This is a genomic window from Desulfolutivibrio sulfodismutans DSM 3696, from assembly GCF_013376455.1.
In the GTDB taxonomy this organism is placed as follows: domain Bacteria; phylum Desulfobacterota; class Desulfovibrionia; order Desulfovibrionales; family Desulfovibrionaceae; genus Desulfolutivibrio; species Desulfolutivibrio sulfodismutans.
Map to the genome: position 1 here is coordinate 3823772 of NZ_CP045504.1, position 14604 is coordinate 3838375.

Consider the following 14604-nt stretch of genomic DNA (forward strand, 5'->3'; position numbering starts at 1 on the left):
TGGCGGCGTGGACAGGGCTTACGCCGCGCGTGTCCGGGGAGCATAGCAGGAGTTTCGTTCGGTCACAATTTACCGGGCCCTGGCTTTAGTGGCGGGGTTCCGGGGAGGGCGTCCCGAAACCCCGCACCATGGAGGGAGGGTGATCGACGTTTATCCGGGGAATCCCGGAGGGCCCATGTGGCTGTGTCCGCCGGGACCGCCAGGGGGCAGGATGACGCCGGTTTCCTTGATGACCTTGCGTCTGGCCTCGACCTTGATCTTCTCCAGGGCCGTACGCACCTTGGAGATTTCCTCGATCTGGGCAGTGATGGCCGCGTCGTCTGACTTGACGTCCACCACCAGGGCTTCAAGCTTGGCCTTTTGCACCTTGAGCTCCTGGATCAGAGGAAAAAGCTTTGTTTCGGTTTCGTCCATGATCCGGTCAACGGCCTGGCATTTCTCGGGGGAAACGCCGGGCATCATGAAGGGGGGTGGTCCGTCGGGGCCGCCAGGGCCGCCGTGACCGCCAGGGCCTCCCGGCCCGCCCGGCTGGGCTTGGGCCAGGTTGGCGACGCAAAACATGACGGCTGCGATCAGAAACAAGGTTTTCATCTTTATCCGCATGGTCGCACTCCTTTGCGTTTGTCGGGATATAGCAGCATCCGTGCCAAGAAGAAAAACGAATGTTTTTAAATTGTTAAGATTCAGGTGGCCGACTTGTGCAAGGGTCTTGTGCAGATTTCCGGGAAAACTCCTGCAAGAAGTTGCACATGTCTGTCTGGGGAGGCGGCGATTGCACCACACGGGTTCCGGCCAAAGCGCCGTCCGTGTCGGTCTCCCGGCGGCAAGGGAGGTGGCGGCGCGGTGCGTCTCCTCGCGGTTTGACAAGGTCCGGCAAAGGCATTACCTGCCCGCAAAACAGCCGTCAGAACGGGTTGGACGGCGGACATTCCTTAAGGAGCACGACATGCGCGAGAAGGTCCAGGCGGCGCTTGACAAGGTGCGGCCCACACTTCAGGCCGACGGCGGCGATGTGGAACTGGTGGACGTCACCCCCCAGGGCATTGTTCAGGTGCGGCTCAAAGGGGCCTGCCACGGCTGCCCCATGTCGCAGATGACGCTCAAAAGCGGCATCGAGCGGGTGGTCATGAAGCTCGTTCCCGGGGTCAAGGGCGTCGAGGCGGTTTAGGACGGCGTCCGCGTCGCCCGGCATCATAACATTTTGAGAAGGCGCCTGATCCCCATGACCACCATCGTCACCAGATTCGCACCCAGCCCCACCGGCCATCTGCATATCGGCGGGGCCCGCACGGCCATCTTCAACTGGCTTCTGGCCCGGGCCTCGGGCGGCTCGTTTTTTCTGCGCATCGAGGACACGGACCAGGCCCGGTCCACCGAGGAAAACACCCGGGGCATCCTGGACTCCATGGCCTGGCTGGGCCTGTCCCACGACGGGGAGATCGTCTACCAGAGCCGACGCTTCGACCTCTACAATCAGTATATCGACAGGCTTCTGGCCTCCGGCCATGCCTATTATTGCTCCTGCACCCCGGACGAGGTGGAGGCCATGCGCGAACAGGCCCGGTCCAGGGGGCAAAAGCCCAAGTATTCCGGCCGCTGCCGCGAGAAGGGCCTGGCCCCCGGCCCGGGCGCGCCTGCCATGGTGGTGCGGTTAAAGGCCCCGCTCTCCGGGTCCACCGTGGTGCATGACCTGGTCAAGGGCGACGTGGCCTTCGACAACGCCGAACTCGACGACATGGTGCTGAGGCGCACGGACGGTTCGCCGACCTACAACATGGCCGTGGTGGTGGACGACGCCACCATGGGGGTGACGCACATCATCCGGGGCGACGACCACTTAAACAACACCCCGCGCCAGATCCTCATCTATCAGGCCCTGGGGCTGCCGCTGCCGGTCTTCGGGCATGTGCCCATGATCCTTGGGCCGGACAAGAAGAAGCTGTCCAAGCGGCACGGGGCCACCTCGGTCATGGAATATGAGCGCGAGGGCTTTCTGCCCGAGGCCATGCTCAATGGTCTGGTGCGCCTGGGCTGGTCCCACGGGGACCAGGAGATCTTTTCCCGCCAGGAGCTGGTGCAGGCCTTTTCCACGGACAACCTGGGTTCCTCGGCGGCGGTTTTTGACCGGGACAAGCTTTTGTGGCTCAACGCCCACTACATCAAGGAGACCCCGGACGCGGCGCTGGCGGCCATGCTGGGGGATTTCCTGGGACGCCTGGGGCATCCCGGGGCGGATGCGGACTATCTGGCGCGGATCGTGCCGCTTTTGAAGCCCCGGGCCCAGACCATGGTGGAGATGGCCGAAAAGGCCGTGTTCTTCGTGGTTGCGGATGGGGAACTGGCCCACGACCAAAAGGCCGTGGAGAAGTTTTTCACCTCCGAGGCCAAGGGGCACCTGGCGGCCCTGTGGGAGCTTTTCAAGACCGTTACGCCCTTTGACCAGCCGTCGCTGGAGGCGGCGGTGCAGGGCTACCTGGACGCCACCGGGGTGAAGTTCAAGCTTCTGGCCCAGCCCATCCGGGTGGCGATTACCGGAACCACGGCCAGCCCGGGGCTTTTCGAGACCATGGATGTGCTTGGCCGGGAGCGGGTGCTGGCCCGCCTGGAACGGGCGCTGGCGCTCTAAGATGATGCCGCCGGGACTTCCGGCGATGTTGGATGAATGACGGCCCGGGGAGCGATCCCCGGGCTTTTTTTGGTCTTGACGGAAACCTGTGGATGTGTACATTGAGTATCGAAGATATGTACACATGGAGAAAGTCATGATCCAAACCACGGCGACCAATCTCCGGAGAAATCTGTTTTCCCTGCTGGAGAAGGTGGGCGAGGGAGAAACAGTGACCGTCACCAAAGGCGGCAAGATCGTGGCGCGTATTCTCCCAGAGCAGCGTCCCGACTGGCGGGCGAAGATGCCCCCAGGGCCGAAACTCCTGGTGCCGGCTGACGAGGCGTTTTCCCCCATGCCCGACGAGTGGGGCGATCTGGCGTGAAGCGTTGTCTTCTCGACACCCATGCCATGGTGTTCTGGTCAACTGGCGAAAATATGTCCGCCGGTTTCCGGGCCGCATTGGATGATCTGGCTGGAAGCGGAGGGGTGTTCGTTTCGTCGGTGTCTTTTTGGGAATTGGCGTTGTTGGCTCGCAAGGGGCGGGTGGAAATCGCCGACGTTGCCATGTGGAAAAACCGTTTTCTCGAATTGTCGGGGGCCATACTGATTGATCCATCAGCGGACGAGATGATCGTATCCGCTTTATTACCGTTGCATCACAGAGATCCGTTCGACCGGCTGCTCGTAACCCAGGCCATGGCGCTTCCCGCAGCCTTGGTCAGCCGGGACGCCTGTTTGCCTTTATATGGAGTGGACATGTTCTGGATGGATTGACTACATAAAGGAAAAAGAACCGCCCCTGAGCAGGCCGTCCGCGCCGTCCTCTCCGGGCCATGCGGTATGCCTCCGCCCCTTACGCCGTGCCGTCGTAGATGGTGCCGCCCCCGCCCCTTACGCCGTGCCGTCGTAGATGGTGCCGCCCCCGCCCCTTACGCCGTGCCGTCGTAGATGGCGGCCGAACTCCCCTTCTTGATGGCCGCCGCCAGGCGCAGCAGTTCGTCGGACGGGATCTTGCGGATCACCTTGTCCGTTGCGGCGTCGACGATTTCGGCCTGGACCGAACCGGAGTCGCCATCCACGCGCAGGTGCAGGGAGGTGGTGTCGGTGCGGATGCGGTTTTTGACGTCGCGCAGGGCGCTGGCGATGCGTTCCGCCTCAGCCGTGCCGAGGGCGTCCGAGGACTGGTTTGCTGTTGATCCGGCAGCTGATGCGTTCTGGTTTCGGGCGGTCGGCCCCGCAACCTTGGAATCATTCCAGAACCGGGCCGCGGCTGGGTCGCCCCGGGCGGATTGTGCAGATGCGCCGCCCATGTCCCGGACGTCGCTCGACATATTTGCGTTGATGATGATGTCCATCATGGCCGATCCTTTGGCCGTCGCCTGTCCGTTGGTGCAAGATGCGACTCCTTTTGCCTGTCTTATCGGCTTCGCCGGGGTCGTTCTTTAATCCCAGGGCCGGGATCGTGGGCCGGATCGTGTAGCGTGGAGCGGATTTTGGCAGCCCAGTCAGAGGGATGCCCCGTCGGGGCCAGATCAGTTTTTTTGGGGCAGAAGCGACTTGGGCACGCGAACGGCCTGCCGTCCGCCCTCCCAGATGGCCAGGAGCACGCCCAAAAGGATCAAGGCGCTGCCTCCATACCCCACGGGCGTGAACACCTCGCCGAACATGATCCAGGCCAGCCCCGCCGCCACCACCGGTTCGATGGTGGCTACCACCGCCGCCCGGGTGGCCTCCAGGTGCCTAAGTCCCGCATAATAGACGGAATAGGCCCCATAGGTGGAGCACAGGGCCAAAAAGGCGCAGGCCGCAAGGCCGGAGAGGCTTGGCAGGCGCAGTTCGAAAAAGGGCAGAAGGGCCAGGGCCCCGATGGGCAGGGCGTAGAAAAAGATCGTGGGGGTCTTGTAGCGCGACAGGTACAGCTTGCCGAAGATGAAATACAGGGCGTAGGTGAACCCGGCCAAAAGCCCCACCAAAACCGAGGCGACGGTCACCGGCACGCTGCCCGCCACGTCTCCGGCCAGCCGGGGCCCCAGGCTGATGCCGGCCACGCCCAGGATGGTGGCCGCCACGGCCGCGATCTTGAACGGGCCCATGCGTTCTTTGAGCAGAAAAAACGACATGAGGGCCACCCAGGCCGGGGCCGTGTACAAAAGGACCGAGGCCATGGCCGCGCCACCCAGCTTCACGGCATAGACGTACGAGCCGAAAAGTCCGGCGATGCCGCAGATCCCGAAGGCCGCCACCGGAAGGATGTCCTTTTTGTCCAGGCGCAGGTCTTTGGAGACCAGGGCGTGGGTTCCGAAAAGCGCCCAGGCCAGCGCCGTACGCCAAAAGGCCACCTCAAAAGGGGCCATGCCGGCCTCGAAGGCCAGCTTGGAGGCCGGGCCGATGAGTCCCCACAGGACGGCGGCGCACAGCACATACGCATATCCGGCGGCCATGACATCTCTCCCTGAAACAAACGGTTACGCGAAGCAGGGTTGCCTACCAGGAATCCGATGCGCAGGCAAAAGGATTTCCCAGGGAGGCCCGGGTATGCATCCCGGCCGAGAGAAACCGGCGGCAAGGCCCCGGGGCTGTACATAGACGGACTTTGGAATATAACTTATCCTCCGAGGTGCAAAAATGACCCGGGACATGACCCGATGCGACACCTGCCCGACCTTGTACGGGCGGGGCGGAGCGTTTCGCGGCGCGACCCCCGGATGCAACACACGACGCCAAGGAGAATCCCATGTCCGACACAACCTGCCCCCCCGATTTCGAGAAGGCCCTGGCCGTTGGCCGCCCGCCCAATGTCGTAAAGCTTTTTCCCCATTCCAAGGCCCTTCTCGTCAGCGGCAAGGTCATTGATCGGGCCATGCGGGAAAAAGGCAAGGCCATGACCATCGCCGCCAACTGCCGAAGCCACATCACCCTGCGCGGGGTGCTTCGGGCCGCCAAACGCGCCGACGCGGCCGTGATCCTGGAAATCGCCAGGTCCGAAGGCGGCGCCAACGCCTACTGCCCCGTGAGCCTGTGGAACCTGGCCCGCCAGGCCGACGCGGTCATGAACGAACTGGGCGTGGCCGTGCCCGTGGCCATCCATGCCGACCACTACGGCATCAAGGCCGAAAAGGATCTGGGCCCGGCCCGGGTGGAGATCCCCTCCCTGTTCGACGCGGGCGTCACCTCCATCGCCATCGACGCCTCCCATCTGCCCGACGCCGAGAACCTGGCCGCCAACATCGCCCTGTCCCCCCTTGTCCCGGCCTGGGCCGGATACGAGACGGAAGTGGGCGAGATCAAAGGCGCTTCCGGCCTGTCCACCCCGGCCGAGGCCCTGTTCCTCATCGCGGGCTTAAACGCCCACGGCATCCATCCCGACTGGATTGCGCTCAATAACGGCACCACCCACGGCATCGAGGCCAGCGCCTCGGGCATCCAGGTGGAGCTGACCGCCAGCATCCACGCCGCCCTGGCCAAGTACGGCCTGTCCGGGGCCCAGCACGGCACCTCGGGCAACTCCTCCGAGCGCCTGCGCGAGATCGCGGCCAAGACCGCCACCACCAAGGCCAACGTGGCCACCGCCCTGCAGATGATTTCCTGGGGGGTCAAGGTCAACGACTACGGCAACGCCATTCTGGACGCCTCCGGCGACCTGGTGAAGGTGCCGGGCCAGGGCGTCTCCGAGGAACTGTGGGCCGAGATGAAGGCCTATGCCGACGCCCATGGGATCAAAGGCGGCAACTATAAAAAGCTCAACATCGTTTTCGAGAACAAGATTCTCGGACAGGCCGCCGATATCCGCGAGCGCATGGTCCAGGCCGTGGAGGACTTCGTGTACGGCCTTCTGGCCGACGTCTTCAACGCCTCGGGCACCGGCGCCATCGGCCGGGCCCTTTTGGCCAAGGCCGGAACCTACGACCTCGGCCCCAAGGCCGCCCGCCTGGAGGATCCGGCCGCGTGGACCCCGGAGAAGGCCGCCGCCCGGGCCAAAAACCTGTCCTCGGACAAGGGCCTGGAAGGGGACTTCGACGACTGATTCCGGTTGCGGCGAAAAAACCGGCCGGGGGATGCGCAACGCTTCCCCGGCCGCCGCATCTGTCGGAGCGCAGCGTCGTCGGGCATCGGGCATCGGGGACGTACCCTGGGGGCGGGTCGTATCGGTTTATAAGTGGAAATAATCGACAACTCGTTGCGTTTTGAAGCTTTGGCCGGTACGTAGTGCATACGGGAGAGAGACCGGGCGGGGAAGCGGAGTCGGCAAGGTCGGAGGTGCTGTGCGTCCAGGGGCAGGCAGACGAGGCCAGACTGATCGGCGAAGGGCCGGATGGGTTTCGGCGCGACGCCGCCGGAGGCCCTGCGTCGTCACGGGGACGTCCGCCGTGGCTGCGGCCCTTTTTTCGGTGTTCGTCCTGGCCCTGGTTCTGGCGGACATGGCGAATCCGTCCCCGGCTGCGGCCCAGCCCAGGTTTCACCACGTCACGGTGGAGGACGGGCTTCCCCAGTCCTCGGTGCTCAATATCACGGTCGATACCCGGGGCTTTTTGTGGATCGGCACCTATGACGGCCTGGTGCGCCACGACGGTTACGAATACCGTGTCCATTACGCCGAACCCGGCAACCCCGACGCCATCTCCGACGCCAATATCCGGGCCGTGTTGCCGGACCTCGACGGTTCCCTGTGGGTGGGAACCAAAAGCGGCGGCCTGAACTTTTTCGACGCCAGGCGCGGCCGGTTCCAACACTACCGTCATGACCCGGACAACCCCCACAGCCTGCCGCACGACGAGGTGCGGGCCCTGTGCCGGGATGCCTCGGGGCTGTTGTGGGTGGGCACCTTCGGGGGGCTGGCCGTCTTTGATACGGCCGGAAAGCTCTTTACGACCTACCGCCAGGCGACGACTCCGGACCAACGCCTGCCCGCCGACGAGATCCTGTCCCTGGCGGCGGGCCCCGGCGGCATGCTCTTCGTCGGCACAAGCGCCGGGCTGTTTCGGTTCGACACGGCGACCAAGACCTTTTCCCCCATGCCCCTGGACGCCCGCCAGCCGGGCGCGGTGACCAACGGGACGGCGCGGGTCGGCCCGCCGGTCGTCGCCAGCCTGTACCTGCAAGGCGGCACGACGCTTTTTGCCGGGACGGAATGGCAGGGCCTCTACGAAATCGATCTGCAAAGCGGCAGCGTGGCGGGGCATCTTCCGGGGCGGGCCGTGTCCTCAACCTTCGTCGATTCCCGGGGCGTGCTGTGGGTGGGCACGGACGCCGGGCTGGCCCAACGGGCCAGGCCCGACGGCCCGTTCGTCATGTACACGCACGATCCCACGGATCCCATGAGCATCTGCGGCAACGACATCCGGGGCATCGTGGAGGACGCCTCGGGCATCCTGTGGTTCGGCAGTTTCACGGCCGGACTCAGCAAGCTTTCGCCCAAGACCCGGGCCTTCGACCTGTATCGGAAGAAATCCGACGACCCCCGGGGACTCTCCGGGGCCGAGGTCAGCGCCGTGACCATGGACACCCGGGGACGCCTCTGGGTGGGCACCCGGGACGGCGGCATCACGGTCATGGACCGCCGGGCGGGCACGCGGCAGGTCTTCCGCCACGATCCAGACGACCCCGGCAGCCTCTCCCAGGACGAGGTCACAAGCCTTTTGCGGGACCGCTCCGGCAGGATATGGGCCGGAACCGCCGACAACGGCCTGAACCTGTACGACGAGCCCTCTGGAGCCTGGAAGAAGTATCGCCACGACCCGGATGATCCTGAAAGCCTGTCCCAGGACAAGATCTGGTTTGTGGCCGAGACCCGCGACGGCATCCTGTGGATCGGAACCAGCAAGGGGGGCCTAAACCGCCTGGATCCGGCCACGGGGAAATGCCGCCGCTACAAGCACGATCCCGGCGACCCGCAAAGCATCAGCCACGACCGGGTGCGGCACATCACCGAGGCCGCGGACGGCGCCCTGTGGATCGGCACCAACAAGGGGCTCAACCGCTTCGACCGGGCCAGCCAGACCTTCCGGCATTGGGACAACGACCCCTCCGATCCGCACAGCCTGTCCAACGACCGGGTCACGCCCATCGTGGAGATGTCGGACGGCATGTTGTGGGTGGGCACGGACAACGGCTTGAACCGCTTCGACCCGAAAACCGAAACGTTCACCCGTTTCACCAAGGCCGACGGCCTTTACAACGACGGCATCCAGGCCATCCTGCGCGATGAGACCGGGGTGTTGTGGATGAGCACCTTCAAGGGCCTGAGCCGTTTCGACCCCGCGGTGGCCGAGTTTCGCAACTACACGTCCAAAGACGGACTCCAGGGCGTGGAGTTCTGGATGAACGCGGACTACCGTGACCCCTATTCCGGGGAGATGTTTTTCGGCGGGGTCAGGGGCCTCAACGGATTCATTCCCGGCGAGGTGGAGAAAAACCCCCACATCCCGCCCGTGGCGGTCACCGCCATCGCCATCACCGACCACCCCCACACCGGGGAAGACGCGGTGGATTTTGTCCGGGAGATCGAGCTTTCCCCCCTGGACCGAGGGTTCACCGTGACCTATGCGGCCCTGGACTTCGCCGATCCGAGCAAGAACCAGTATTCCCATAAGCTCGAGGGCTTCGACCGCGATTACAGCAAGCCCTCGACCCGGCGCTACGCCACCTACACCAACCTCGACCCGGGCCGGTACGTGCTGCACATGCGGGCCTCCAACGACGACGGCATCTGGAACGACACCGGAACATCCCTGATCGTCCGGGTGTTGCCGCCGTATTGGAAGACGTATTGGTTCCGTTTCGGAGTGTTGGCGGCGGCCCTGGGCGGGGTGTGGCTTTTCTACCGGCTGCGGTTGTCGCGGGTGGAGCGCAAGCGGCTGGAGCTGGCGGCCATGGTGGACGAACGGACCCTGGCCCTGCGTCGGGAGATCGAGGAGCGCAAGACGGCCGAGGAACGCCTGCGCGAGGCCAAGTTTTCCGCCGAACAGGCGGCCATGGCCAAATCCGAATTCCTGGCCCGCATGAGCCACGAGATACGCACCCCCATCAACATCATCATGGGCATGGCCGACCTGTTGTCCGAGTCGGGCTTAAGCGACCGGCAGCGCCGGTACGTGAGCTCGTTCCAGTCGGCTGGCGAGCTGCTTTTGGCCATCATCAACGACATCCTGGACTTCTCCAAGATCGAGGCCGGGCGGATCGAACTGGAACATGTGGTTTTTTCCTTGAACGAAGAATTGCGCCGGGTGGCGGATCTGGCGGCCTTCCGGGCCACGGGCAAGGGGCTCGGGTTCTCCTGGGCCATCGCGGACGACGTGCCGGACTTCGTCGTCGGCGATCCGGCCAGACTGCGCCAGGTGCTCATGAACCTTTTGGGCAACGCCCTGAAATTTACGGTCAGCGGCGAGGTGCGCCTGCGCGTGGAACGCAACGCCGCCACGACTCGGACGGGCGGCCCGGGCCCGGGCGAGGGCTTTTTGGCCCGGTTCACCATCACGGACACGGGCATCGGGATTCCGCAAAAAGTGCTGGGGGACATCTTCGAGCATTTCACCCAGGCCGACGTGTCCACCTCCCGCCAGTACGGCGGCACGGGACTCGGGCTGGCCATCTGCCGCAGGCTGGTGGACCTCATGGGCGGCGCCATCAGCGTGACCTCCGAGGAGGGCCAGGGCAGCGTCTTCAGCTTCACGGCCATGCTGGAGGTGGCGCGAACCGGGAGCGTTCCCGACACCTCCCGGCTGGTTGCCCCGGAGACGGATTTCCCGGCCGGGGAGGCGCTGTCCGTGGATCCCCCGGCCTTCCGGCCGCAATTTTCCGGAAAGCCGTCCACCATCCTCCTGGCTGAGGACAACGAGGCCAACCGCAACGTGGTCAGGCTGTTTTTGGCCGATCAGCCCGTGGAGATCTTTGTGGCCGAAAACGGCCTGCAGGCCGTGGAGCTTGTCCGCGACCGGGTTTTCGACCTGGTGTTCATGGATGTGGAGATGCCCGGTATGGACGGGCTTGCAGCCACCCGGGCCATCCGGGACATGGAGCGCCAGTCCGGCCGTCTGGCCACGCCCATCATCGCCTTGACCGCCCATGCCTTCCAGGAGCACCGGCGGCAATGCCTGGAGGCCGGATGCACGGATTTCGTGACCAAGCCCGTGGGCAAGGCCCGGCTCCTTCAGGTGCTCGACGCCTACCTCCCTGGGCGCGGCTTCGACCGGGCGCAGGGCGGCCGCCTGTCGGCGGGCGGCCCGAGTGGGGCTGCCCCCCGGAGGAAGGCGCGGCTCCAGAGGCCTCCGGCGGGGAGACGCCCGGTGCGCCCGGTGCGCCAGGAGCGCCCGGTACGACGGACAAGCGGGTGGTCTACGTCAAAGAGCGCTTGCGGACCATCGTGCCCGTGTTTCTTCGGACCACCGCCCAGGGGCTCACCGACATGCGGGAGGCCCTGGCCCGGGGCGACCTGGAGACGGTGCGCCGGGGCGGCCACAGCCTCAAAGGTTCGGCGGCCACCATGGGGGTTCCCGCCGTTGAGATCCTGGGCCGGGACATCGAGCAGGCCGTGCACGACGGCGACAGGGCGCACCTGGAGGATCTGCTGGCCGAGCTGTCGGCCTGCCTGGAAAACCTCGACATCCGGCTGCGGTAGAACGGGCGTTTTGCCGCAGTATGCGGTGCGGCATGACGCCCAAACCCGTCCCGGCCTCGACAGGCGCGCGCGCTTCCTGCTAGGAATATGTGGAAAGCATCCGTTTCGGCCGCGTCGCGCAGGATGGCCGGGTTGGGGGCGAGTTCGCCCCGTCCCTGACACCCTGACCCCTGGCCGGAACGGACACCAGCCGGGGGGAGCGCATGCTGCTTGGTATCGACGTCGGCGGAACGCACACGGACGCGGTGTTGATCGGCCGCCAGGGTATTGTGGCCATGGCCAAGATCAAGACCGATCACGACAACCTGCTTGTCTCCATCAAAGACGCCCTGGAAAGCATCGTCTCCGTGGCCGGGCCCGAGGGCGTCTCCCGGCTGAACCTGAGCACCACCCTGTCCACCAACGCCATCGTGGAGGGCGACACCGAGCCCGTGGGCATGTTCGTCTCCGGCGGCCCGGGCATCGATCCGGCCCTGTACCGGGTGGGGGACCACTATTTCACGGCCGAAGGCTGCATCGACCATCGGGGCGAGGAGACGGGGCCCCTGGACGAGGCCGCCGTGGACCGGGGGATGGCGGCCTGCCGGGAGGCCGGGGTGTCGGTGTTCGCGGCCGTGTCCAAATTTTCCACCCGAAACCCGGCCCACGAAAACCGCATCAAGGAGCTGGTGCATCCCCTGGCCGACTACGTGGCCATGGGACACGACTTCTCGGGCCGCCTGGGATTCGGGCGGCGCATCAACACCGCCTATTTCAACAGCGCCGTGTGGCGGCTCTATAACCGCTTCGCCGACGCCGTGCAGAAAAGCGTCCTGTCCATGGGGCTGCGGCCGCGCATCAACGTGCTCAAGGCCGACGGCGGCACCATGCCCCTGTCCATGTCCCGGCAACTGCCCATCCAGTCCATCCTGTCGGGCCCGGCGGCCTCGGTCATGGGCATCATCGCCATCTGCGACATCCGCGAGGACGCCGTGATCCTGGACATCGGCGGCACCACCACGGACATGGCCGTGTTCGCAGGCTCGGCCCCCCTGGTGGAGCGCGAGGGCATCGCCATCTCCGGGCGACCCACCCTGGTGCGGGCGCTTCGGGTCAAATCCATCGGCGTGGGCGGCGATTCGGCCATCCACGTCACGCCCCAGGGGGTCACGGTGGGCCCCAAGCGGCTCGGGCCGCCCATGGCCTTCGGCGGGGCGCATCCCACATTGGTGGATGCCCTAAATGTCCAAAACGTCATCGCCTACGGCAACGTGGCCGCCTCGTTTACGGGCATGGCCGCCCTGGCCGAGGGCTCGGGCCTGGACCCCGAAACCCTGGCCGACTACGCCATCGCGGCGGCCGTGAACAAGATCCGCGAGGAGGTGGCCGGGTTCGTGCGCGAGATCAACGACCGTCCGGTCTATACCATCTACGAGATGCTCGAAGGCCGCAAAGTGGCCCCCACCAAGGTCTACGTCATGGGCGGCCCGGCCCTGGCCCTCTCCGCCCTTTTGCAGGACGCCTTCTCCCAGGAGGTGGTGGTGCCGGAGAACTTCGCCGTGGCCAACGCCGTGGGCGCGGCCCTGGCCCGGCCCACCTTTTCCGTGGAGCTTTTCGCGGACACGGCCCGGGGGCGCATGGTGGTTCCGAGCCTGGGGCTGTCCCGGGAGGTGGGCCGGGACTACGATCTGGCCGCGGCCGAGGCCGACGCCACGGCGCTTTTACGGGAGCATGTCCGCTATCTCGGGGCGGAGGATGACGAGGCCCCGGTGGAGACGGTGGAGCGGTCATCGTTTAACATGGTGGACGATTCGACCTTTCTGGGGCGCAACATCCGGGTGGTGTGCCAGGTCAGGCCGGGCGTTTTGCCGCAGTATCGGGAGGCGGTCACGTGTCCGTGCTGAAAGCGGCCCGCGAACTGGGCATCGTGTTCTTCCCGGCCTTTGACTGGGCCATCTCCCCCACCCATCCCGAACGCCAGGAGCGGCTGCTCTATACCCTGGACCAGCTTAAGGAGGAGGGGGTTTTCGACATCCCTGGCATCCGCGAATACAAACCCGAGGTGGCCGGGGAAGCCGACGTGGACCGGGTGCATTTTTGTTTTCCGGAGACTTCCGGGGTGGTCAGCCCCTCGCACCTGGTGTCCGCCGGGGGGGCCATCCGGGCCGGACGGCTTTTCATGGAGAAAAAGGCCGCCAAGGCCTTCGCCATGGTCCGCCCGCCCGGGCACCACGCCATGAAATGCGTGCACGGGGCCAGGGGCTTTTGCAACATCAACATCGAAGCGGTGATGATCGAGCGGCTGCGCGAGGAATACGGGCCGCTTCGGGTGGCCATCGTGGACACGGACTGCCACCACGGCGACGGCACCCAGGACATCTACTGGAACGATCCGGACACGCTTTTCATCTCCCTGCACCAGGACGGCCGCACCCTCTATCCGGGCACGGGCTTCGCCCACGAGTTGGGCGGCCCGGGGGCGTTGGGGGCCACGGTGAACGTGCCCCTGCCGCCGGGCACCTCGGACGAGGGGTTTTTGTATGTGGCCGAGCACCTCATCCGGCCGCTTCTGGACGATTTCAAACCAGACCTGGTGGTCAACTCCGCCGGGCAGGACAACCACTTTTCCGACCCCATCACGGACATGGCCTTTTCCGCCCAGGGCTACGCCAAACTCACGGAGATCGTGAACGCCGACCTGGCCGTGCTCGAGGGCGGCTATTCCATCCAGGGCGCGCTGCCCTACGTGAACCTGGGCATTGTCCTGTCCATGGCCGGGCTGGACTATTCCCATGTGCGCGAACCGGGGTTCGAGCCGTCCCGGGTGCGCCAGGGCTCGGCCGTCACGGACTACATCAGGCGGCAGTGCGTGGACATCCGCAAGCTGGCGAAAAACCCGCCGCCCAGGCAGCGTAGCGGCGAGATGGTGGGGGAGTGGTTCGTGCGACGGAAAACGCTTTATTACGACACGGACCACATCACGGAATACCAGACCGAGAGCGTGCTGGTGTGTCCGGACTGCCCGGGGGTGCTCAAGATCGAGTCCGAGTCGTCGCGCACGCCGCTTTGCCTGGGGGTGCAGATACCGATCCGGGCCTGCCCACGCTGCCGGTCCGAGGGGGAGCGGGTCTTCGAGGAAGGGGCGAAAAGCGGGCGATACAAGGTGTCGCGGCTCATCGACCGGGCCGGGAAGCGGTACGAGAGGGTCGGTGGGTAGGGCGGATTGAAACGGCGCGTCAACCCGGCCCTGGAGCCCATCCCCTTTTCCCGTGATGCGTACGACCACCACGGTGCGGCGGATTTCGTAGCCCGGGTGCTCACGGAAGGGGTCGAGGTCTACAAGGCCGGGCAACTCGGCTAGCAGCCGACTTCCCAAGATAAAACGCCCCCGTCCGGAAATCCC

The 14604-nt window shown here is 65.5% G+C and carries 12 protein-coding genes and 1 pseudogene; 10 read left to right on the plus strand and 3 right to left on the minus strand.

Going from position 1 to position 14604, the window contains the following annotated elements:
* Window positions 1-150: 150 nt before the first annotated feature.
* Window positions 151-603 (minus strand): Spy/CpxP family protein refolding chaperone, encoded by a 453-nt coding sequence (locus GD606_RS17505; protein ID WP_163301892.1) that lies wholly within the window; start codon window positions 601-603, stop codon window positions 151-153.
* 343 nt (window positions 604-946) lie between these two features.
* On the opposite strand from GD606_RS17505, the gene GD606_RS17510 reads away from it, so the two are divergent.
* The 4 genes from GD606_RS17510 to GD606_RS17525 all read left to right on the plus strand — a co-directional run bounded on the left by GD606_RS17510 (window position 947) and on the right by GD606_RS17525 (window position 3382).
* A complete protein-coding gene (locus GD606_RS17510; protein WP_163301891.1) occupies window positions 947-1168 on the plus strand; it encodes a NifU family protein in 222 nt (73 codons plus the stop codon).
* Window positions 1169-1222: 54 nt separating this feature from the next.
* Window positions 1223-2626, plus strand: coding sequence for a glutamate--tRNA ligase (gene gltX, locus GD606_RS17515; RefSeq protein WP_163301890.1), 1404 nt, complete (start codon window positions 1223-1225; stop codon window positions 2624-2626).
* A gap of 136 nt (window positions 2627-2762) precedes the next feature.
* On the plus strand, window positions 2763-2990 hold the full coding sequence (locus GD606_RS17520; protein WP_163301889.1) for a type II toxin-antitoxin system Phd/YefM family antitoxin: 228 nt from the start codon (window positions 2763-2765) through the stop codon (window positions 2988-2990).
* Window positions 2987-3382, plus strand: coding sequence for a type II toxin-antitoxin system VapC family toxin (locus tag GD606_RS17525; protein ID WP_163301888.1), 396 nt, complete (start codon window positions 2987-2989; stop codon window positions 3380-3382). The genes GD606_RS17520 and GD606_RS17525 overlap by 4 nt, the downstream gene beginning before the upstream one ends.
* Window positions 3383-3537: 155 nt before the next feature.
* Here GD606_RS17525 and GD606_RS17530 read toward each other — a convergent pair whose 3' ends face one another.
* Complete coding sequence (locus tag GD606_RS17530; RefSeq protein WP_163301887.1) at window positions 3538-3966, minus strand: flagellar protein FlaG; 429 nt, start codon at window positions 3964-3966, stop codon at window positions 3538-3540.
* Between the two features lie 174 nt (window positions 3967-4140).
* Window positions 4141-5049 carry a DMT family transporter gene (locus GD606_RS17535; protein ID WP_163301886.1) on the minus strand — a complete coding sequence of 303 codons (909 nt, stop codon included), beginning with the start codon at window positions 5047-5049 and terminating at the stop codon, window positions 4141-4143.
* A gap of 293 nt (window positions 5050-5342) precedes the next feature.
* On the opposite strand from GD606_RS17535, the gene GD606_RS17540 reads away from it, so the two are divergent.
* The 6 genes and pseudogenes from GD606_RS17540 to GD606_RS17555 all read left to right on the plus strand — a co-directional run bounded on the left by GD606_RS17540 (window position 5343) and on the right by GD606_RS17555 (window position 14562).
* On the plus strand, window positions 5343-6632 hold the full coding sequence (locus tag GD606_RS17540; RefSeq protein ID WP_163301885.1) for a class II fructose-bisphosphate aldolase: 1290 nt from the start codon (window positions 5343-5345) through the stop codon (window positions 6630-6632).
* Between the two features lie 394 nt (window positions 6633-7026).
* Window positions 7027-10752 (plus strand): annotated as a pseudogene (locus GD606_RS17545) (hybrid sensor histidine kinase/response regulator); the annotation flags it as partial.
* Between the two features lie 257 nt (window positions 10753-11009).
* The gene (locus tag GD606_RS20970) at window positions 11010-11222 is read left to right on the plus strand and encodes an Hpt domain-containing protein (protein WP_374190894.1); all 213 of its coding nucleotides are present in this window, start codon (window positions 11010-11012) and stop codon (window positions 11220-11222) included.
* A 203-nt stretch (window positions 11223-11425) separates the two neighbouring features.
* Complete coding sequence (locus GD606_RS20645; RefSeq protein WP_163301883.1) at window positions 11426-13105, plus strand: hydantoinase/oxoprolinase family protein; 1680 nt, start codon at window positions 11426-11428, stop codon at window positions 13103-13105.
* Window positions 13099-14418 (plus strand): histone deacetylase family protein, encoded by a 1320-nt coding sequence (locus GD606_RS17550; protein WP_163301913.1) that lies wholly within the window; start codon window positions 13099-13101, stop codon window positions 14416-14418. The genes GD606_RS20645 and GD606_RS17550 overlap by 7 nt, the downstream gene beginning before the upstream one ends.
* A gap of 6 nt (window positions 14419-14424) precedes the next feature.
* Window positions 14425-14562, plus strand: a complete 138-nt coding sequence (locus GD606_RS17555; RefSeq protein ID WP_163301882.1) for a hypothetical protein — start codon at window positions 14425-14427, stop codon at window positions 14560-14562.
* The last annotated feature ends 42 nt before the right edge of the window (window positions 14563-14604 follow it).

What these genes read in the sequence shown, in the direction of transcription:
- GD606_RS17505 (WP_163301892.1), bottom strand. Translation starts at nt 603, where the DNA reads ATGCGGATAAAGATGAAAACCTTGTTTCTGATCGCAGCCGTCATGTTT.
- gltX (WP_163301890.1), top strand. Translation starts at nt 1,223, where the DNA reads ATGACCACCATCGTCACCAGATTCGCACCCAGCCCCACCGGCCATCTG.
- GD606_RS17520 (WP_163301889.1), top strand. Translation starts at nt 2,763, where the DNA reads ATGATCCAAACCACGGCGACCAATCTCCGGAGAAATCTGTTTTCCCTG.
- GD606_RS20645 (WP_163301883.1), top strand. Translation starts at nt 11,426, where the DNA reads ATGCTGCTTGGTATCGACGTCGGCGGAACGCACACGGACGCGGTGTTG.
- GD606_RS17540 (WP_163301885.1), top strand. Translation starts at nt 5,343, where the DNA reads ATGTCCGACACAACCTGCCCCCCCGATTTCGAGAAGGCCCTGGCCGTT.
- GD606_RS17535 (WP_163301886.1), bottom strand. Translation starts at nt 5,049, where the DNA reads ATGGCCGCCGGATATGCGTATGTGCTGTGCGCCGCCGTCCTGTGGGGA.
- GD606_RS17510 (WP_163301891.1), top strand. Translation starts at nt 947, where the DNA reads ATGCGCGAGAAGGTCCAGGCGGCGCTTGACAAGGTGCGGCCCACACTT.
- GD606_RS20970 (WP_374190894.1), top strand. Translation starts at nt 11,010, where the DNA reads ATGCGGGAGGCCCTGGCCCGGGGCGACCTGGAGACGGTGCGCCGGGGC.
- GD606_RS17530 (WP_163301887.1), bottom strand. Translation starts at nt 3,966, where the DNA reads ATGATGGACATCATCATCAACGCAAATATGTCGAGCGACGTCCGGGAC.